General features: G+C 69.2%; 11 protein-coding genes. 6 read left to right on the top strand and 5 right to left on the bottom strand.

The annotated features are described in order from the left end of the window. Nucleotides 1–58 precede the first annotated feature (58 nt). Nucleotides 59–3,631 carry a BREX-2 system adenine-specific DNA-methyltransferase PglX gene (gene pglX, locus ND747_RS21810; RefSeq protein ID WP_251735901.1) on the bottom strand — a complete coding sequence of 1,191 codons (3,573 nt, stop codon included), beginning with the start codon at nt 3,629–3,631 and terminating at the stop codon, nt 59–61. A 49-nt stretch (nt 3,632–3,680) separates the two neighbouring features. Beyond that, on the bottom strand, nt 3,681–8,519 hold the full coding sequence (gene pglW, locus ND747_RS21815; protein ID WP_374216293.1) for a BREX system serine/threonine kinase PglW: 4,839 nt from the start codon (nt 8,517–8,519) through the stop codon (nt 3,681–3,683). 213 nt (nt 8,520–8,732) lie between these two features. Between pglW and ND747_RS21820 the strand changes: the two genes are divergently transcribed. Beyond that, complete coding sequence (locus ND747_RS21820; protein ID WP_251735904.1) at nt 8,733–10,067, top strand: AAA family ATPase; 1,335 nt, start codon at nt 8,733–8,735, stop codon at nt 10,065–10,067. Between the two features lie 46 nt (nt 10,068–10,113). Here the strand turns inward: ND747_RS21820 and ND747_RS21825 are convergent, their stop codons facing one another. Next, on the bottom strand, nt 10,114–10,431 hold the full coding sequence (locus ND747_RS21825; RefSeq protein WP_251735906.1) for a hypothetical protein: 318 nt from the start codon (nt 10,429–10,431) through the stop codon (nt 10,114–10,116). Between the two features lie 311 nt (nt 10,432–10,742). Here ND747_RS21825 and ND747_RS21830 point away from each other — a divergent pair, with 311 nt between their 5' ends. Genes ND747_RS21830 through ND747_RS21850 form a run of 5 tightly spaced genes read left to right on the top strand, consistent with a single transcriptional unit; the run spans nt 10,743 to nt 18,341 of the window. Further along, nucleotides 10,743–12,974, top strand: coding sequence for a hypothetical protein (locus ND747_RS21830; RefSeq protein ID WP_251735908.1), 2,232 nt, complete (start codon nt 10,743–10,745; stop codon nt 12,972–12,974). After that, on the top strand, nt 12,971–13,669 hold the full coding sequence (locus ND747_RS21835) for a hypothetical protein (protein WP_251735910.1): 699 nt from the start codon (nt 12,971–12,973) through the stop codon (nt 13,667–13,669). The genes ND747_RS21830 and ND747_RS21835 overlap by 4 nt, the downstream gene beginning before the upstream one ends. Beyond that, nucleotides 13,669–16,884: an ATP-binding protein gene (locus ND747_RS21840; protein ID WP_251735912.1), complete on the top strand. Its 3,216-nt coding sequence runs from the start codon at nt 13,669–13,671 to the stop codon at nt 16,882–16,884. Before ND747_RS21835 ends, ND747_RS21840 begins: the two co-directional genes overlap by 1 nt. Before the next feature lie 60 nt (nt 16,885–16,944). After that, complete coding sequence (locus ND747_RS21845; protein WP_251735913.1) at nt 16,945–17,289, top strand: PadR family transcriptional regulator; 345 nt, start codon at nt 16,945–16,947, stop codon at nt 17,287–17,289. After that, complete coding sequence (locus ND747_RS21850; RefSeq protein ID WP_251735915.1) at nt 17,286–18,341, top strand: hypothetical protein; 1,056 nt, start codon at nt 17,286–17,288, stop codon at nt 18,339–18,341. Before ND747_RS21845 ends, ND747_RS21850 begins: the two co-directional genes overlap by 4 nt. Before the next feature lie 247 nt (nt 18,342–18,588). Here ND747_RS21850 and ND747_RS21855 read toward each other — a convergent pair whose 3' ends face one another. Both ND747_RS21855 and ND747_RS21860 read right to left on the bottom strand, forming a co-directional pair. Further along, on the bottom strand, nt 18,589–18,915 hold the full coding sequence (locus ND747_RS21855) for a Rieske 2Fe-2S domain-containing protein (RefSeq protein WP_251735917.1): 327 nt from the start codon (nt 18,913–18,915) through the stop codon (nt 18,589–18,591). 114 nt (nt 18,916–19,029) lie between these two features. After that, on the bottom strand, nt 19,030–20,322 hold the full coding sequence (locus tag ND747_RS21860; protein WP_251735919.1) for a cation:proton antiporter: 1,293 nt from the start codon (nt 20,320–20,322) through the stop codon (nt 19,030–19,032). Between the last annotated feature and the right edge of the window lie 220 nt (nt 20,323–20,542).

Raw genomic sequence — 20,542 nt, forward strand, 5'->3', positions numbered from 1 at the left:
CGGGTGGTCAGGCGAGTGGTCTGATGCATCCGAGTACGGATGGTACGGACGGGGTCCGTCACTTTTGCGCCGCCTTCCGGCCACGGGCGGCCGGCGCCGGGCGCCAGCCGGTGAGGGCGTCGGCGGTCAAGTTGTTCCGGCCCATCACGTCGGCGAGGAACGCGTCGTAGACCTCGGCAGGCGAGCCGTCGTACATCGGGTCAACCTCGTTGTGCCACTGACGCACCCAGGGCATCACCTCGTGCAGGCCGGCGAGCAGCGGAGTAAGGCGTTCGGCGTTCCAGCCGTCGTTGTCCTGGCGTTCGACGATGAGGGTCGCCAGCGCCTGGGCCTGCTCGCGGTGGTCCCAGCCTGCCCAGCCGATCAGCAGCGTCGGATCGTTGTCCGGCCCGGCCGGCTGATAGGAGATGAACCGCTCCTTGGGAACATCCAGCTTGCCCCGAGCTCGCCAGTAGCTGGGCTTGCGAAAATCGGCCGGGGCGTACTTCGGCGGCACCGGAATGCTGTCGCGGATCGCCTTCGAGGCCTCCGGATCCGCGGCGGCGTCCTCGGCACGCTGCCGGTCCCAGACCAACTCCCAGTCGGCCCGCTTGACCAGACCAGAGTCTTTGTAACGCAGGGCGGAGAGGAACGGGACATGCTCGTTCTCGACCAGATCCCTGACGACCCTGGCCAGGTTCTCGCCCGGCCGGTAGATCTCGGCGACGGCGACGAAGTCCGCGTCGCCGGCCAGCTCGTCGGCGAGCCTCCCGGTGGTCCACAGCCGGGGCTGGACCATGTCGTCGACGTCGGCGAACCACAGTTCGCGGGCCTCCAGCCGGTCAAGCAGCCAGTCCCGCAGCGCCGCATCCTGAAGCTTGTCCCACCCCTCGGTCGCCCACCGGCGCTTGTACTCGGGCCGCTCGATCAGCCCGATGTTCCGATCGGTCTCCATGACGGAGATCCGCTTCTCCACCAACGCCCGGTACTCGGCCGGCCAATGCTCGGGCAGCTCGGTGATCGGGGTGGAGCCATGCCGGGCGAACCACTCCGATGCCTCCTCACCGGCCGCGATCTTCCGCGCCAGCACAACCTCGAACGCCCGCTCCCCCAACCTGATCTCAGGAACATCGTCCATCGGCAACGTCAACTCATCGGCGAGCAGCCCGTACTGCCGATAAACCTGCCAGTCCAACTCCTCCTGCAACGCAATCATCCGCGCCCGGACGGACTCCCACTCGACCTGTGCCGCGGCCAGCCGGCCTCGCGTCGGCACCTCGTCTGCAGCCACCGACACTGGGCTCACCGCCGTCAGCCCCTGCGCCAGGCCATCCAGCTCCCGCGCCAGGTCCAACGGATACTCCGCTGGCAGCGGGAAATCTCGAAGCTTGGTACCGGTGAACTCGTAAAACCGCTCCCAAGCCTGGGACTTAACACCCTCATTTACACCCTGACTACCCTTATCATGACTGACCTGCTTGAGCCAGAAGCACGCCGTCGAGCTGTTCAGTACGCCCAGTAACCCCAGATGCTCCCCCTCGCTCGCATTAATCGGCAGCTTCAGAACTGGCGCTGTGTCTTTTATTGGAATTCCCGCGCGCTCAAGAAAGAAGTGATTATGTGTAGCAACACGCGGATAAGCGATTGTGGAAGTACCGTTCATCTTGGAGTGGTACAACTCTCGCCATTCATACCAAGGCCGACCAAGATCACGAAGCGGAACACCGAACCGCTTCCGGAGTGAAAGTGGCGTTCTCAGCGGCCAAAGAAGATGAAGTATCATGCCGAGGTTGTGGGCGGCGTGCAACTCCCACTTTGCCGAGTACGGCGTTAGGATCCATACAGGCTCGACCAGTCCCCAATCTCTCACAAATGAACCCTCGACAGCGCAGCTTAGGGAGACCTCAGACCCGAGGGTCGCTGTTCGTCTAACGACATATGCGGAATCGTCGCCGGTCGTCACCATTCGCCCGGCTGTGTCAATTATTTTGGCGAGTGGCGGCCGTCCAATATTCAGCCATTCGGCTAGGTCGGCGGCTCCACCGCCAGACAAGCTCCATGGATGCCGGAAATACCGGCCGATCGGAACATCGGCACACGATACCCATGGGCTCACGCTTCCTGGATGATCATATTGCTTCTTGATGGCTGACCATACAAGCCCTTTGGAAGGATCGGTCGGGATACTTGGCTCGCCGAGAATGCCGAGTACCGACCGAACGACACCCCCCTTGCTGGGCCACTGCCGGCGGCCAAGAATAATTACGGTCGGCGTTCCATGGTGTGGAATATGTGCCAGCGAAACATCGATCACTCTATTTAGAGTAATTTCCGGGAGGAAGTCACGTACCAATTTTGTGCCAAACTCACGCTTCATGAATGAATTTGCTGTGATTTGTCCAACAAAACCACCGCCACCGGCAGCACCGTCCGGACGCGCAAGTTTAAAAAGGCGCTCGAAAAATGGGATAGTTAGAGCATATTCACGATGACAGTATGCGTAACGATCGCGATAAGCTTTAGAAATTTTCTTATCTGCCACCTGAATGTAAGGAGGATTCCCCACGACCGCATGGTAACGACCCTCGTCGAGAATCCCAGGGTGAGCAGCAAGATCCTCTGTGGCGTAGGTGAATTCCGCGAGTTCGTCGCGGGCATCGCCGAAGAGGTCTGGTTGACGATACTTGATCAGCGAGTCACCGGTGGCGACATGCAATGGGAATGTGTAGCCGGCCGCCGAGTCCAAGACCGTCACCCCGGCGACACGAAGTGCCTCGATGGTCAGGCGGAACTTGGCAATGGCCGATGCGTAGGGGTTGACATCGACGCCGTGCACCGCATCCAGTGCTAGCTGTACCCGTTCGAAGACGTCGCGGTCGGGGGCGTTTTTCTCCCACTCGGCGAGCAGTCTGCGGAACGCCCCCAACAGGAAATGGCCGGAGCCGCAGGTGGGGTCGATGAGTTTGACGACGTCGTAGCCGAACTCGTCGATGGCGGGGGTCAGGGTCAGGTCGAGGATGAACTCCTCGACGAACTCCGGGGTCTGGAGCAGGGCGTACTTCTTGCGAACGTCTTCGGAGAGGTCCTGGTACAGGTCGCCGAGGAAACGGGTGTCCCAGGTTGCGTCGGTGAAGTCGTGGATCAGGGTGCCGGACTCGGTGCGCCGCCGCCAGAAGGCAAGGAGGTTCTTGGCCGCGTCGTGGGTGGGCGGGATCTGGAACAGGGCGTTGTGCCGTCGGTCGAACAGGGCGGCGCCGACCGATACTTTGGCGATCTCGTCGAAGCTCGCCAGCAGCCAGTCGCGGGCCGTCTTCTCCGGGTGGCGGGTGTAGAAGTCCTCGGTGCGCTCTTCTGCGAGGGTGAGGCGGGCCGTCGTGGGGCCGGCGAGGTACGGGTCGCCGATCAGGCCGTTGTCCTCGCAGAAGCGGACAAACACGGTGCCCAGCACCCAGGCGACCGCCGCCTGGGTGACCCGCTCACCGAGCCAGGCCGACCAGGTCGCCGCCGTCCGGCCGACTTTGAAGGCCCGGTCGTACTCGGCGCGCAGCCGCGTTCCGACCTCGGTCACCTCGTCGACCTGCGCCCGCAGATCCTTTTCCAGGTCCTTCACCTGCCGCTGAGCGTCCTTCAGCAACGCCACCCGGTCGATCACAAGCCTCTCCCCCACCCACGCACAACAGATATCAGCGGCTTTCCAGTGGTCAGGACGCCTTCCCGGCCCGACCCGGCCCGGCATCGCCGGACCCGGACCCGGACCGGTGCCAGTTGGTAATCCAGGCGTCCGGCAGTGCTATCCATTCGCTCTCGGTCGCCACCTGGACCAGGGCGCCGTCGAGGCGTGGCGGGCGGGTCGGCTCGGTCGTCGGGCAGAGCACCCAGACGGGCCGTCCGCCGGCGCGGGCCCGCTCGGCGAGCGCGAACAGCAGGTCCATGCCGCGGCCGGCGTAGCGGCCGAAGATGCCGGCGTCGTGCAGCAGCAGCGGCGCCGGTCCACCGTGCGGCCCGGTCCGGCCGGGGGTGTCGATCAGCCCGGCGAGCAGAGGCGCGGCCCGGTCCCAGGCCGTCCGGACGTATTCGGCGAGGTTGCCAGCGGCGCGGCTGCCCGGCTCGGCGGTGTCGGCGCGCAGGATCGTGGCCCAGGTCGGCCTGGGCCGGGGGTCGACCTGGGCGTGCAGCGCGTCGAGGAAGACGGCGGCGACGTCAACCGGCTCGGCGGCGAACCGGTGCGGCAGGGCGAGCTCCGCACGGGCGGCCAGGTAGCGGCTGCGCCGAACGGTGAGCGCCCGGAACCCGCCGGCCTCGGCGGCGGCGACGAGTCGCTGTTCGGCAAGCGACGCGGCCGCCTGCTCGGGGCTGTCGTGGACCTGCCGGGCGGGGCGGCTGCCCAGGTTGGTGGGTTGGCGCACCGACGGTGTCGCCCGCGAGCCGAGCCCGGTCGAGGTCAGCAGGCGATAGGGCGGCACGTAGCCATCGCGGGCCGCGTCCCATTCGAGGACGAACCCGGCGTCCGCCAGGGGGCCGTCGAGCGCGGGATGTGTGGGCAGCCTGGTCGTCAGCCCAGGGAAGCGGGTGGTGACGCGTTCATGGATGGCCGGCACCTCGAGCAGCGGCCGGTCGGGGCGTTCACCCGGACCGCCCGGCTGTGCCGGGATCGGAGCCGGCCGGGGTGGCAGCACTCCGGCCTGTGCCAGTCGCAGCGCCCGGACGAGGCCCAGATCGCGCGGGTAGATCTCGAGGCGGGCGTTGGCGGCGGCGTTACGGGACGCGGCGGCGGCGAGCCGGACGAGACGCTGCTCGTCGAGCGCCGGCAGCCCGGCGAGCCCGTCAATCACCCCCGCGGCATCGCCCGCCGAACCGGCCTCGTCCGCGTTGCCTGCGTTACCCGCGGCCGGGGCGGCGGCGCGGACGGCTGCGAGCTCCCGCAGCACGGTCGCCGGTGCGGGGATCTCCTCGGCCTTCGCCAGCCGGTCCGCGGCTTTGCCGAGGGCGATCGCGTAGGCGAACAGCGCGGGCGCGGTGGGTGTGAGCGGGCCGTCGTCCTCGGCTGCCTCCAGGGCCACGAGCGTCCGGTCGTAGAACTTCCGGCGCGCGAGGGTGGGCTCGCTGTCCCGGTCGACGGTTTCCAGGGCGGCGCGGACCGTGGCCGCTCCCAGCGCCCGGCGCTCCGCTGGCGGCCGTCCGCTGCCATGACCGGCCAGGATGGCGGTCACCAGGTCCTCGAAGCCCATCACCCGGCCGGCATCGGCCAGGATCTCGACCAGCTCGTCGCGGACCGAGCGGACCGCGCGGTCGGCATGCCAGGCCTTGCGGCGCGCGATGAGCACCTGCGCGATCCGGCCCGGCGTGACCCCGACCCGCTCGGCTACCTGCTGCTGCGGCGCCCACAGGGGCACCTCCGGGAGCCGTCCCTCGCCGTCGGGGAGGCCGAGCAGCAGACGGGTCGCCTCTCGTTCGGTGGCGTTGCGACCGCCGGGCAGGGCTCGGGGCAGCAACCGGCCGGCCAGCTCCTCGACGGGCATCCGGGCGTAGTCGGCCGCGGCGCCCGGGGCGTCCGCCGAGGGCGGTTGCTGGCCGGCCGAGCCAGGCTGGTCAGCCGTTGTCTCCGGGGCGGCGCCGGTCGTCGTGCCAGTTCCGGCCGCTGCTGCTGCGGCGGCGGCGGCGAGGGCGCGGCGCCACTGGCGGATGCGGGACTGCAGTTCCTGGCGGGTCTTCGCACCCGTGCCCGGCAGACTGATGATCTCCTTCGAGCCCAGGGCGAGCAGGTCGCCGACAATCGTCGCGTTCAGCCGGTGTGCCGCCGAAACCGCCCGCGGCGACAGACCCGCGGCCTCCAGCGGGGTCTCGCTCGTCGCCACCGCGGCGGCCGCGTCACGGGCCCGTCGCGCGGACTCCTCATCGTTGTCGCCCCCGGCCACCACCGACCCGGGGGCGACAACGAGGGATGCACGGCCAGACGGGCCCGCTCCGTCGTGCGCCGCGGGATGAGCGGTGTTCGTCGGCGGGGTCGAGTCGGCGGCGCGGAAGACGGCGTGCCAGGCGTCCCGCATGTCCTTCAGCGCCGCGAAGCGCCGGGTGGCATCCCGGTCGAACGCTCGCAGGAAGAAGGAGGTGAGGCCGGCGCGGATCGCGGGGTCGAACGCCTCCGTCGCCACGGTCGGCGGTCCCTGGGTGAACCGGGCCTCGGCCGAGCCGTCCCCCCACAGCGGCAGCTCACCGGAGGCCATCTCGTGCAGGGTGACGGCCAGCGCGTAGCGCTCCGCGTGGTCGTCGTAGGTGGTGCGCAGGCCGGTGCCGAGGAACGGGTCCAGGTAGCGCGGGGTTCCGGCGGCGACGTCGCGCACCGAGTGGTTGGCCAGCGAGAAGTCGATGAGGACGAGCTGGTAGGTGCGGTTCGGCCGGCGCCTGATCACGATGTTGTCGGGCTTCAGGTCGCGGTGGGCGACGCCCTCGCCGTCCAGGTAGTCGACGGCGCCGAACAGGTAGTCGCTGTAGGTCTCCAGCTCGTCGACCGACAGGCGGCCCTCGCGCAGCTTGCGGGCCACGGTCTGCTCGCCCGCATGGTCCAGGACGAGGACGGCGCGCCCGCCGATCAGCAGGGTGTCCGGTCGGGCCAGGCGGATCACCCGGGAGTCGCCGAGGCGGCGCAGGACCGAGGCCTCATGTGCCAGCCGCGCCGCCCGCTCGTCAGAGAGGGCGACCTTGAGGACCTCGTCGCGGTTGGTCCGCTCGTTGTGCGCGAGGAACGCCCGGCTGGTCGAGCCGGTGCCGAGGCGCTCGCGCACGCGCCACTCGCCGCCGAGCAGATCGCCGCGCTGGGCCTCCAGGGGGTCGGGCTCCGGCTCGTCCTGGCCCGGCGGGTTCGTCGGCGACGCCGTCCCCGTTGCGTCCGCGTCGCCGGAGACCCCGGAGTCGCCGGCCGCAGCATCCCCCGCCGCGGAGTTACCGGCCGCTGCGGCTGAGTCCGGACGGAGCTCCTCCTCCACGAGCACAAGCCAGTCCAGGAATTCACCGACGCTCGCGTGCCGGTCCTCGGGCAGCGGCTGGGTTGCTCCCGCGACCAGATCGTTCGCGGTCTCGGACAGCGAGTCGACGACCTCGGCGGGATGCAGGGCGCCGGACTGCTCCAGGCGGGCCTTCAGGGCGTTGGGACCGTCCGCGGGCGGCTGGCCGGTGAGGATGAGGTAGGCCAGTGCGCCCAGGCCGAAGACGTCGATCCCGACCGGGTCCGGAAAGGGCGCGCCGATCTCGGGTGCCAGGTAGCCGGCGGTGGCCAGCTCCAGATGCGGCAGGAACCGGGCGGCCGGCTCGATCGCCAGCGCCATCGACGTCTTGCTCATCGCGCTGGTCAGGACGCCCGTACCCGACCCGGAGCCGACGTCGCGGGCCGCGGCCTGCCAGTCGCTGATGACCAGCCGGGGCGCGAGCCAACCCTGCTCGTCGCCGGTCTGTCGGCTGCTGTGGCGGCCCGAGGGCACGACCAGAACGCTGCGGGCCGCCAGCGCCCGGTGATAGAGGTGGCGGCCGTGCGCGTAGGCGACGGCCTCCGCCAGCTGGCGGATCATTCCGAGTCGGGTTTCGGCGTTCAGGCGGTCGCCGTAGCGGTCGAGATACTGGTCGAGGCGCAGTTCGTCCGGCCGATGCCGGAAGATCAGCGCCGGGCCGGCCTCGTGGCTTTCCAGTCCGTCGACCTGAACGATGCCCGGATGGTCGATTCCGTGCAGCACCAGGAACTCGCGGCGGGCGGTTGCCTCGCGGCTTGCCCGCTCGGCCTCGCCCGCGGCCCGTTCGACGAGGTAGATCCGCACCCGGCGGCGCTCGGAGGCGACCTGGGCATGGGCGGCGTGGTAGTCCTGCCAGGTAGGGCCCGAGTCGTACGCCGGGAACTCCAGCTGCCAGGAGCCGACCTGCTGGTGGCGGCGGCTTCGCGCGATCCCGACCGCCGGCAGCAGCTTGGCGAGCGCCTTCGACAGGTCGGGGAGGATCCGCTGCCGCTCGTCGCGCAGGGGCGCGTCCAGCAGACCGGACCAGATCGACGGCAGCGCGTTCCTGGTGGCGGTGCCCGTGGCCGAAGCGGGGCCGAAGATCCAGTGCAGCTGGTGGTCGGGAAGCTCGACCCGCAGGGTGGGGTTCGACAGGAAGACCGCCGGTTGGATGAACGGAACCCGGACCCGCCCCTTGCCGTGCGCGCGGCTGGCGTTCTCCAGCAGGGAGCGCAGCTCCTTGGACTTCTGGTTCGCCAGGTGCAGCGGGTTGTCGAAGATCCGCGGCTGACCGGTGGCACGATGCTGGGTCCAGTTCGACCCCGAGGCGGTCAGCCGCCCGGCCAGGCTTTTGATCTCGATGAGATAGACCCCGCCGCGGGCGATGACCAGCAGGTCCACCTCGCGGATGTGCCCGGTCGTCGCGGTGAACGTGAAGTTCGACCAGGCCCGGTAGGGCTCGGCATCCGGCAGCAGCGCCCTGACCTGCTCCAGGGCCTCCCGCTCATGCGAGAACTGCGACGCCGTGACCGTCTCCCACCGGCCCTCCCCCTCGCGCACACCGACCCCCGCCGTCGTCGCGACGCCCACCCCCAGACGCCGCACCCCCATTTGTCGCAATGAGGGAGACTAGACCACTGTTGTACGACCAGAGCGAACTGGTGGCCACGCTTGGTCGCAATCACCTCCGCACAGGCCATCCGGGTGATTACTGCGCGCAGCACGGGAAGCCGACATCCTGGGCCGTAGGCTGGTGCGGTGGGAGGTCGTGGGGTGGACGGGAGCGCTCAGCCGGTACCGTTTCTGCGCCGGGTGCGGGTACAGGGCTTCCGGTCGATCCGCGACGCGGAGGTGACGTTCGGGCCGCTGACGGTGCTGCTCGGGCTGAACGGCGCAGGCAAAAGCAACGTTCTGGACGCGGTGCGCTTCGTGGGCGACGCGCTGGCCAGCTCTCCGGGCCAAGCTGTCACCGACCGCCAGGGCCCTGCCGTGGTGCTTCACCGTGGGCCTTCACCTGCAGGTCCGGGCCGAGTGCACCTCGAGGTACACGTCGAGGTGCGTCCGCCAACAGGCTCGTCCAGCACCGGTGCCCAGCGGCTGACGGCCCGCTACGCCATCGGGCTTCGGCTTGACGATGCGGCCGAAGCCGAGGCCGGCACGGTGATCGAACACGAGGAATGCACGGTCACCAGCGCCGAACCTGGAATGTCAGCGAGCTACCTGGCCCACCACGGCCGGGTTCTTCGCGGTCCTGACCAGTTGATGGGGCCGGTCGCGGACACCGGCACCCTGGTGCTGCCCGCCGCCGCCCGCTGGCTGCCGTTCGCCCCCGTTCATGCCGCGCTGCGCGGGATGGCGTTCCACGCCCTGAGCCCGGCCGCGATGCGGCCCGCGCACCCGCGTGCCGCGCAGCTGACCCTGGACCCGGCCGGCGGGCGGCTCGCCGAGATCCTCGACCAGCTCGCCGCCCGTAACCCGGCCGCGAAACAGCGCGTCGATGACTATCTTGGCGCGATCCTGCCCGGCGCGCTCGGAATCGACACGTTCACCATCGACCAGTACCAGACCGTCCGGCTGCGCATGGCCGACCCGACCGCCGAGCAGGGCGTGGCGGTGTTCCCCGCGGTCGCGATGTCCGATGGAACTCTGGCTGCTGCCGGGCTGCTCACCGCGCTGTTCCAGCCCGGCACCTGGACCGGCGTGGTCCCGCTCGTCGCCGTCGAGGACCCCGAGCTGGGACTGCACGATCGAGCAGGTAGCCGTCCTCACTCCCACCGCGCCGGCGATCCTCGTCGTGTTCGATGCCGACGACGACTGTCCTGCCGCGCTGGCTCCGACCCTGCTCTCTCGTGCCCAGGCCACCCGGCCCGACCGGCACATCGCCGTCGTGCTCGCCAACCGCGAGTTCGAGTCCTGGTTTCTCGCCGCCGCGACAAGCAACCAACACAATTAGCACGGTCGGCATTTCTCGACACGGCGATATCTGCGCGGTCGCGAGGTGGCACCGACACCGGCGGCGGATTCGTCCTCGTTCTCGGCCCCACAGCCTTGGTCGCCGTGCTCGATCTGGCCCGCGCCGCACGCCCACACCGGATGGCCTGCGGGTAGGTCGGAACAGGTCAGCGTGGCGTGAAAGCGCAAGAGGCCCGGAGCGCTATGCCAGCCGCCGGGCGAACCGGTGGTACATCCGTTCGCCGAACCGTTCCGCCTCGTACTCGCTCCCACCATGGCCGGCCGCCAGAAAGGAGCGGTGATGCGCGATCTCGTGGAAGATCGTGATGATCGCCGTCCGCCTGTCAGTGAGGGCAAGGTCCGACAGTTGGATGAGTGGTCGCCGCCGTGACCCGAGAAGCGGCCGGCCGCCTCCGTCGTGCGGGCTCGCTCCGAACGCGGGCTGGCCCCGCGGCCCGGGCAGAACACGCACATGTTCGATGTCGTAGCCACGCACGCTCAGGCCGTGCCGACCCAGCATCGTCATCACCTGACGGACACTGACCGCCGAAGCAACCTTTCCCGTTGACCGTCCTCGTACGGCCTGATTCTCCATTGCACACCCCGCAACCAGTCACAGTTTCCGTTGAACTGGACCGAGTGCAGCAGGATGAATATTGACCGGTCGATGGCTACGGATGAACCCGGCGGAAGCCGGAAGCGGCTAACGATGCCAGATCCCTGACCTGCACGATGACGCGCGGCGGCGCGTGCTCGTATGCTGTCCCGGAACGTCCGAGGCGGGGGGCCGGAGGGATGACAACGCTGAGCGCAGCCGATTCCGGTGATCTCTTGACGGTGCGTTCGTGGAGTGATCTCGCCGCCCATCTCCAGGGCATCCAGAAACGAAGCGGCCTGAGCCTCGGCGATATCCAGCGAGCAGCAAAGAAACTCGCGGTCTCGGGTTCGCCGTACTGCGAACTGCCCACCAGCACCGTGAGCGACGCGCTGAACGGCCGCAGGACGATCAGAAACGACCTGCTCAGGACCCTGCTCGAGGTCCTGGAGGTGCCGTCCGAGGAACGACAGAAGGTACGGCGGGCATGGCAGCGGCTGAGCACGAGCGTCGGCCAGGGGCCGGCGCTCGCCGGCCACGTCGCCGAGGCAACCGGCCGTGATCTTGGGGTCCATCCCGCGATTCCGCTTTCCGACGGCTTCGGCCGGCCAACCACCGGCGGCGGCAGCAGCAGCAGCAGCAGCAGCAGCAGCGAGTTTCCCCGCTATGTCGAACGGGATTTTGACCAGACCCTCCGCGAGATGATCAAAAAGGGTCTACAGGAGGGCGTCTTCGTCCTGCTGCTCGGCGGCTCCTCCTGCGGTAAGACCCGATCGCTGTTCGAAGCCGTCCGGGAGCTCGTGCCAGGTTCGTGGTGGCTGGCGCAGCCGACGACCACCCAGGAGATTCGCGATCTCGTCCAGGTGCCGACCGAGGACACCGTGCTCTGGCTGGATGACTTCCACCAGTTCCTCGGTGCCGATCCGCCGCTGCGTCAGGCGGACTTCAAAGCCCTCCGCAAAGCGGGGATGATCATCGTCGGCACGGTCTGGCCCGTCCATTATCATTCACGCCGACAACTGGATTACGGCGATACCGGTGACATCTACGCCGAGGATCGGAAGATCCTCGAAGCCTCGGAGCTGATCCCAGTCTCGGCCCAGCTCAGCGAGGGCGAACTGCGGCGTGCTCGTGCGCTCGCGCCCACCGATCAGCGCGTGGCGACCGCTCTCAGCATGGTCGACACGGGATTCACCCAGGTCCTGGCGGCCGCACCTGACCTCGTCCATCTGTGGGAGGTCCCGCCTACTCCGTACTGTCAGGCGGCCATCTCCAGTGCGGCGGACGCGCGCCGGCTTGGTGTACGCGTCTCGCTGTCCACCGACACCCTCGCCACGGCGATGGCCGGCTATCTGACCCGCTCGCAACGCGCCTCGCCCGCGCGGACCTGGCTGGAACGCGCATTGGCGCACGCCGCGAGCCCGCGCCACGGTGAGGTGACCGCGCTCGTCCCGGACGGCGACGACGGCTCGGCGGAGACGTTCGGCGACCACCAAGCGGCCGTCTCCTACCGCGCGGCGGACTATCTGACGGAATACATCGGTCGGGCCCGCCGGACCATCTGCCCGCCGGAGAGCCTGTGGCAGGCGCTGGCCAGGGATCTGCGCGGCGCCGAGGATCTGCGCCGGCTGGCCGGCGCGGCGCTGGCCCGGATGCGCTACACCTACGCCGAGCGCGCACTGAGCCGGCTCCACGACGAACATGACGACTCCGCGGCCAGCGCGGAGCTCATCGCGCTCCTGCGCCGCCAGGACCGGCTCGACGAGGCCCTCGAGGTCGCCGACGTGTCGCTGGCGGCGAAGCCCGCCGACCAGCAGCGACGGGACCGCTGGGATGCCCTGATCCGACTGCAGGTACACGTCGACAAGCTCCGGGACCCGTCGAAGGACGATCCCCACAGCGCGGCGCAGCTCGCCGAACTCCTGGCCGACGGAGGACGGGCGTACGAGCTACGCAGCCTCGCCGAGCGGGGCAACGCCCGCGCGGCGGAGAACCTCGCCGAACTCCTGGCCGAGCGAGGCGCCGTCGTCGAACTACGGGAACTCGCCCAGCGCGGTGAATGGATGGCGGCCGAGCTGCTCGCCGGGCTGCTCGCGAGCCTCGGCCGGGTCTCCGAGCTGGAGGCACGCGCGAACGCCTCCGATGCCGCCGCCAGACGCCACCTGGTGCGCGTACGCGACAAGCCCCGCGAACCACCGTCCGCGGATCAGCTGAACCAGCTGCGGGCGGTCGCCGACAGCGGCCGCGAGGCCGAAGCCAACGAGCTGACCCAACTGCTCTTCGACGCGGGCGACCGGTTCGGGCTGCTGGCCGAGGTGAACGCCGGTACCCACCGGGCCGCCGAGCGATATCTGGCGTTGCTGGCCGCCGATTCCACGGTCGACCGGATCACCGTACGCACCATCCGGGCCTATGGCCTGGATGCCGACGGCCGGCCCGCCGCCACCACCACCACCACCACACCGTGACCATCCAGCACGCCTCCGGGCGGGCCGATGCGGGACAGCAGACCCGCGAAAGGGAAACCGTGGCCGACGACGATCTCACCCCCTCCGACGGAGCCGTCCTACTCGCCCTGATGGCGGAGGCCCGCGCGATGCTCAACACCGAGCTCTTCGAGCTCTACGGCATCGACGTCCGCAAGCCTCAGCGGGACAAGCTCAACCGGCTGCGGCTGCTGCGCAGCGTGCGCTCCCGTCGCACCTATCAGCATGACCTGGACGAGAAGGGCTGGGTGCGGCTCCAGACGCCGGTGGATGTGAGCAGCCCGCGGGCACGGGCCATCGGCGGAGCTCTGCTCGCGGTACACCTGAACCTGCTCAACCGGGTAGTGCCCCGCAGCGAGTTCGAAAGTCTCGGCGAGATGTTCTCCCGCGCCGCTGTCACCCCGACGCGCCGGCCGGGAAACCTGGAGATCCGGCTGCGCGGTGCCTACACGGCACTCACCGCGGAGCCCGGGGGTTGGGTGTCACTGACCAGAATCCGACCGTTCTTCACCGACGTCGCGCCGGCCGACCTCGATGCGGCGCTGGTCATTCTCAGCCGGGGCGGCGACGTCAACCTCGTCCCGGAGAACAACCAGAAGATGCTCACCGACGCCGACTGGGCCGCGTCGGTGAGCATCGGCGGTCAGGACAAGCATCTGCTCGCCATCGGAGTGTGATGGACAGCGCGCAGCGGGCCGCCCTGGATTCGATCCAGCTCACCTGGGCGCCGGTACCGGACGACGTCTGGCGGTCGCTTTCCTACCATGTGGACGGCCTGCATCCAGGTGTGGTCCAGGCGGTGGAGATCGGTCTGCGCGAAGCCGCGGACAGCGCGGACGCCAGCCCCATCGGTCTGGTGCTGCAGGGCCAGCGTGGCTCCGGCAAGACCCACCTGCTGGGCTGGCTACGGCGCGAGGCCCAGGAGCAGGGTGGCTATTTCTTTCTCGTCAGCCTTCTGAGCACCAAGGACATCTGGGTAAGCGTTCTGACGTCCATGCTCGACGGGCTGGCCCGACCGATGGCGGACGGTGAGACCCAGCTTCGCGTGCTCCTACGGCGACTCTCGGCCCGAGTGGGCGTTCCGCCCGCGGAGCGACGTGCGCTGCTGGGCGAGACCGAGCTGACGAAGGAAAAGCTGGACCTGTTCATCTCCGCGATCTCCGCGTCGGACGGCTACGTCTTTCGGACCAGTCGGGACACCGCCCGAGCGCTGGCCCTCAGCGCGTCCCCGGGCACCGACCACCAGAACATCGCCGACGACTACTTCGCCTGCGACGAGGAGAGCACACCCGGAGACCGCGCGTTCTGGGGAATGCGTCGCACCACCCGCACCGCGGAGGAGATCGTCCAGGAGCTGTCGCGCCTGATCGCGTTGACCGGCCCCTCGGTGATGGCCTTCGACCAGATCGACGTCCTGCTCTCGCAGTCCAATCTGCTCGTCGACTCCGCCGCGGCCGGCAGCGAGCCCAGCCACGCTCCCAGCCAGGCGCAGCTGCTTCTGCTCGACAGCATCGCCGGGGGTCTGATGACCCTGCGCGAACGGACCAGGCGCACCCTGACGGTGGTCGCCTGCATCCCCGGCTCCTGGGATCTGATCAAAAAGAAGGCGGTCGACACTGTCCGCGACCGTTTCCGGGAAGCTCCACAGCTGAAGTCGATCAACCGCCCGGACCTGGCCCGTGAGATCGTGGCGCAGCGTTTCAAGCCCTACTTCACGGCGGCCGATTTCGATCCACCGTATCCGACCTGGCCCATTCATCCGGACGCCTTCTCATCCGGCGGGGACTTCACCCCACGGCAACTTCTCATCCTCATCGACGCCCACATCCGCGCCTGCCGACTGCGCGATGAGGCCACTGAAATGCGCACCCTCAAGGAGAAGACGACGGGACCACCCCTGAAGGTGGATCCCGACCTTCCGACCATCAGCACGACTGTTCTCGCCCGCTACGACGAGCGATTCGCCGAGCTGAAGCACAAGGCGGATGTGATCACCCCGTTGGAGCCCGAAACCGAGGACACCGCGGTGCCGCCCCTGCTGGCCGCCGGCCTCACCGCGTGGATTCTGGAACGGCCGGACAGCCCGAAACGCTTCTCGATCGATCCCGCGCCGAGCGGGCGGCCGGACCTGCACGCCCGGTTGCGCCTCACCCTCGCCGAGGATATCGAGGATGAGGTTCACTGGTGCTTTCGCGCGGTCAGTGGTGGGCACCACGGAAACGCCGCGCTGAACCGACTCCGCAGATCCATCACAGCCGCCGCCCTGGACCCGGAGATCAGCAAGCGAAAGCTTTTTCTACTCCGCCAGGAGGACTGGTCGACCGGGGCCAAGACGCGCGAGTCGCTGGACGTCGTGGAAGCCTCCCACGGCGACACCCTGGCGCTCGACCACGAGGATCTGCGCATCCTCTCGGCGCTGCGGACGATGCTCGACGAGGACCGGAGTTCACCGAGCCACGGGACGTCCGACCTGGGCCAGTGGCTGCTGGCCCGACGCCCCACCGAGACGGTCACGGTGTTGGGTAAGGCGCTCCGCGATGTCGCCGACTGGCTGCCCCCGGAAGCGAGCGCCACCGTCACGCGACCCAAGGGCACGCCCACGGAGACGACCTCCGTGGCGGATACCGCTGGGAGCACCGGAACCACCGGGACCCCCCCGCTGGTGCGACCGACCCTCGATATCGGACACGATCACGCGACCGCGGAGCCCGTGGCACTCGAGTTGGAGGCCCTGCGCAAGCATCTGATCGTCATCGCCGGCTCGGGTTCGGGCAAGACGGTGCTCCTGCGCCGCATCGTCGAGGAATGCGCCCTGCGGGGCGTATCCGCGATCGTGCTCGATCCCAACAACGACCTGGCTCGCCTCGGGGACGCCTGGCCAGAGCCGCCGAGCCTCTGGGGTGCGGACGACGGCCCCAGAGCCGTGGAGTACCTGGACAACACCGAGGTCGTGGTGTGGACCCCACGCCGCGAGGCCGGTCGTACGCTCAGCTTTCAGCCCCTGCCGGACTTCCCGGCCACCCTGGCCGACCCTGACGAGTTCGCCGAGGCCGTGGAAGTGGCGGTCGCCGCCCTGGTGCCGCGGGCGATGCTGGACGGAAGGGCGGCGAAGGCACATCTGGGCCGCGCGGTGCTGCGCCGGGCCGTCGAGCACTTCGGCCACCGGGGTGGCACCCGGCTGACCGGCCTGATCTCCCTTCTCGCCGATCTACCGGCGGACATCATCGACCTGGACGGCGCCGAGAAGATAGCTGCGGGGCTCGCCCAGACACTCAGCGCCGCGATGGTCAACGACCCGCTGTTCGGCGGCTCCGGCACGCCCGCGGACCCCGGCGTCCTGCTCACCCCGGCGGCGGGAAAGCGTGCCCGCATCTCGGTCATCAGTTTCGTCGGTCTGCCCGACGAGGGCGTCCGGCAGAGCTTCGTGAACCAGCTTCAGATGGCGCTCTTCTCCTGGATCAAGAAGAACCCCGCGGTGGACCGTCCCCTGCTCGGGCTGCTGGTCATGGACGAGGCCCAGACGTTCGTCCCGTCGGGTGCGATGACCGCGTGCACCCAGAGCACACTCGCCCTCGCCTCCCAGGCCCGCAAGTACGGTCTCGGCCTCGTGTTCGCCACCCAGGCACCGCGCGCCCTGCACAACCGGGTGCCAGGCAATGCCGCCACCCAGATGTACGGCCTGCTCAACAGCCCCACGCAGGTGGAAGTGGCCCGGGAGATGGCGAAGGCCAAGGGCGGAGATGTCCCGGACATCTCCCGCCTACGCACCGGCGAGTTCTACGTCGCGCTGGAGGGCGAGGCACCGCGCAAGATCCGAACGCCCCTCAGCCTGAGTTACCACCCACGCGGGCCACTCACCACCGAGGAAGTGGTCGCCCGCGCCCGGCAGTAGGCCATGGTGCGCTCAGCGCCGGTCAGACTTACAATAAGATCATCGGTATATGCTGACCACATGGGTATCGAGGAGATGCGGGAACCCACATTCCTGGTACTGGCGGCGCTCGCCGACGGGGCCAAACACGGGTATGCGCTGATCGGGGAGGTCTCGGCGATCTCCGGCGGGCGGGTGACGTTACGGGCCGGCACGTTGTACGCCGCGCTCGACCGGCTGACCGGGGAGGGCCTGGTGCGCCAGAGCGGCGAGGAGGTGGTCGAGGGCCGGCTGCGCCGCTACTACGACCTCACCGACCCGGGCGCCGAGATTCTTGCTGCGCAGGTTGACCGCCTTCGGTCGAACGCCGCCGAAGCCGACCGCCGGCTGCGGTCCCGGCGGCGGCTGGGAACGGCACCGGCATGACCGCTTCCCGGCTTGAGATCGCCTACCGTCGGCTGCTCCGCTGCTACCCGCCTCGCTGGCGCCACGACCACGGGGACGAGCTCATCGCCACCCTGCTGGACCTGGCCGACGCGACCGGTCACACCAGACCGAGCCCGGCGGACATCGCGGATCTGGTCGGCCACGGTCTGGCCACCCGGCTCGGCGCATCGCTGGGCCTGGTGCCCGTGGTGGTGCGGCAGCGGACCGCGATCCTGGCCCTGTCGTCCCTCGCGGTGCTGTCGGCGGGGCTGTTCGTAGTCGCGGAGGTGATACCGAAACCTTTGCCGGCCTATGCGGGCAATCCGCCGAGCGCCGGTCTGACCTTCGGGCCGTTTGTCACCCTCGGTGCGGCGATCTATCCGCTGCCGGTTGCCGCCCTCGTCGCCGCGTCGGCCGGCGCACGCCGCACAGCTCGCGTGCTGCTGGGTCTGACGTGCATCGCGGTGTGCGCTGCTGTGCTCGTGGCCGCGTGGACCGATATCGCGCGGCCACCGCTCTATCTGCTCGCGGTGCTGTTCCTGCAGGCGGGGATGGCGTCGGCGGGGATGCCAACGGCGCTCCGCCGCCGCGACCTATTCACCGCGGCGGCACTGTTCTGCCTGTTCTTGGCGGCGGCCGGAACTTACAGTCTCTCCCTCGTCCATTCCAATGGCTACGTGTATTACAACAACCCATTCGCCGCCTACCGAGGGCCGGACGGTCTGGTCGACAGCATCCAGAGGATCCTCCCGGCCACGGTCCTCGTGGGCGTTGCAGCCGCGACCGTGATCAGCCTGAGGCGACCCGGCTGGGCCGTCGCGGTCTTCGTCGTCGGTGCGGCCTGGTCACTGATGCCCATCGCCGAGTCGATCCGCTACTACCCGTGGGGCGCGGCGAACAACGTCGTCAGCGGCGGCTTTCTCCTCGCCGCCGTCCCCGTCGTCCTTGCAGCCGTTATGGACCTGTCCCGCGCTGCCAGCCAGCACGGGTTGGGATCCGCACCGGCACGTCAGGGATCAGCACCTCCCAGCAACGACCCCGACCAGGGGTGACACCACCCGAGTCTCGGGCAGTCAGCCCGGGCCCGGACCCCGCGGGGACGGCTCCTGGCGCCGACGAATGGAACGGCCATGACTCTGCCGGCCGGCTCGGTGGCAACCGCAGCGCTGTGATCCCCCCCGCAACCGACCCCACAGCAAGATCCATCTATACGGGTCGCCGTGGGGGGCATATCGGACACGAACACCCCCACGGCGACCCGCGTGCACCCTGCACACCCGTAGCCTGCTGAAAGCGGCGTCACAGAAGGTAACCATGGTCGAGGGACGTGCCGCGGTGCGTGGCCGTCGGGCGGTGCCGACGTGGCCGCGGGCGGGGAGAGCGCGCCTTGCCGGTGCGCAGGCAGAACCGGGCGAAGTGCGGCACGCACTCGACCGTGCCGTCCTCGATGTAGCCCTCGGCCAGGGACGACTCTGCGTGGCTGCGGGTGTCGTCAGTGGCGAACAGCTCGCCGTCGACGTTGAACACCGCGATGGGCGGGGTCGTGGGGAGGACGACGGCCTCGCCCTCGGGAATCTCGTCGATATGGCAGACGGGATGCCACTGCTCCGGCGCGTCATCGGGCATGACATTTCCTCCCGCGCATGCCGCAGCGGGTCGGGGGCCGTTCGCCGCTGGTCGCGGGCCTCGTCCTCACCACCGTCCCGGTGGGGGTGGTGCGGGGTCACCGTCCGGTCTCGATCACCTGCCCGTCGGCGGGACGGGCGGGATGGGCGGGACGGCGAGGCGGTCTGGCGGCGGTGCCTCGGCGGCTTCGCGGATCCTGGGGTGGCGCGCTGCCGCGGCCTCGTACCAGCGTCCGTAGCTGCGCGCGCCCCACGGCGCGGTGAGGCCGTGCAGGACCACGCTCATACCCACGGTCAGCATCACCACCGGGACGATCTGGTGCTGTTCGGGCAGTCCACTGGTGGCGACCAGATCCGCGAAGACGATCGACGCCAGCCCCCGTGGCCCGAACCAGCCGACATATGCCACGGTCGGAGGGGCGACCTTTGATCCCCACAGCGAGACGGCGACCGGGATCATCCGGACGACGGTCAGGCTGAGCAGCCCATAGATGAGCGCGGTCCAGGTCGCGTGTGCGAGGGCTGGCGCCAGAAGCAGGGCGCCGAACAGCACAAGGCTCACGCAGACACCAAGCTGGGCGACATCCTGCGGCGTCTGCTGCGCCGCGGACAGGCTCTCGCCCGCGACCAGGCCGGCCACGAGGCCGGCGGCCCAGGCCGCGATGAAGCCGCTACCGTCGATCAGGTCTGCCAGGACGTAGGCCAGGGCCGCCACAGCCAGCAGCGCAAGCGACTGCCACAACCGGCTGGACCAACCCCTGTGCACCGACCACCGCAGGGCCAGTGCGCCACCGGCGCCCAGCGCCATCCCGATGGCGCCGGAGGCCACCAGAGCGCGCAGAAACACCGACACGGCATGTCCGCGGCCGACGGTCTTCTCCTCCTCCAGTGCCAGGGCCAGAAAAATGGTCACAAACGGAAGTGCCAGGCCGTCGTTCAGGCCACCTTCGACGTTCAGGGCATGGCGGATCAGCCGGGGAACCCGCGTGTTGTTGATGACCGGCAGCCCGAGGGCCAGGTCGGTGGGCGCCAGGATGGCCGCCAGCAGCGCCGTCTCCCACCCGCCGAGGCCGGGAAACAGCGCGGACGCCAGCAGCCAGCCGACGGCGATGGTCAACGGGAACCCGATTCCCAGCAGCCGGCCGGGCAGCGGCGACTCGGTCGCCCAGGGGCCCAGACCGGCCCCCATCGCGTCGGTGAACAGCACGACCACGAGGGTCAGTTCCAGCACGGCGGTGACGCCATGCTCACCGATGGACGAGCTGATCAGTCCCGAGACCTGGCCGCTGGCCAGCAGGCCGGCCGCGGTGAACACCAGTGCGCCGCTGATCGGCGTCTGCCGCAGGCGCCGCTCCACCAGCGCGTAGGCCAGCAGCGTCACCGCCACGACCGCGACCGCGGACTCCAATGCTGTGCTCCTGTCTCACATCGACTCGCCCAGGTGATCAGGGGAAGGCGCAGACGGCTGGGAATCCTCCGTGTAGGGCCGAAAAACGATCAGGACCCTGCTCGGACGTATTCAGTACCGCCGCCGCATCCTCACCTTCTTCCCCGGCCAAACCGGCCTGACCCTTGGTTCAGCGCTCCATGGTCAAACTCCGAACATTAAAGATCTGGCCATAAAAACG

The sequence above is a fragment of the Frankia sp. R82 genome (assembly GCF_023716925.1).
Taxonomy (GTDB): Bacteria; Actinomycetota; Actinomycetes; order Frankiales; family Frankiaceae; genus Frankia.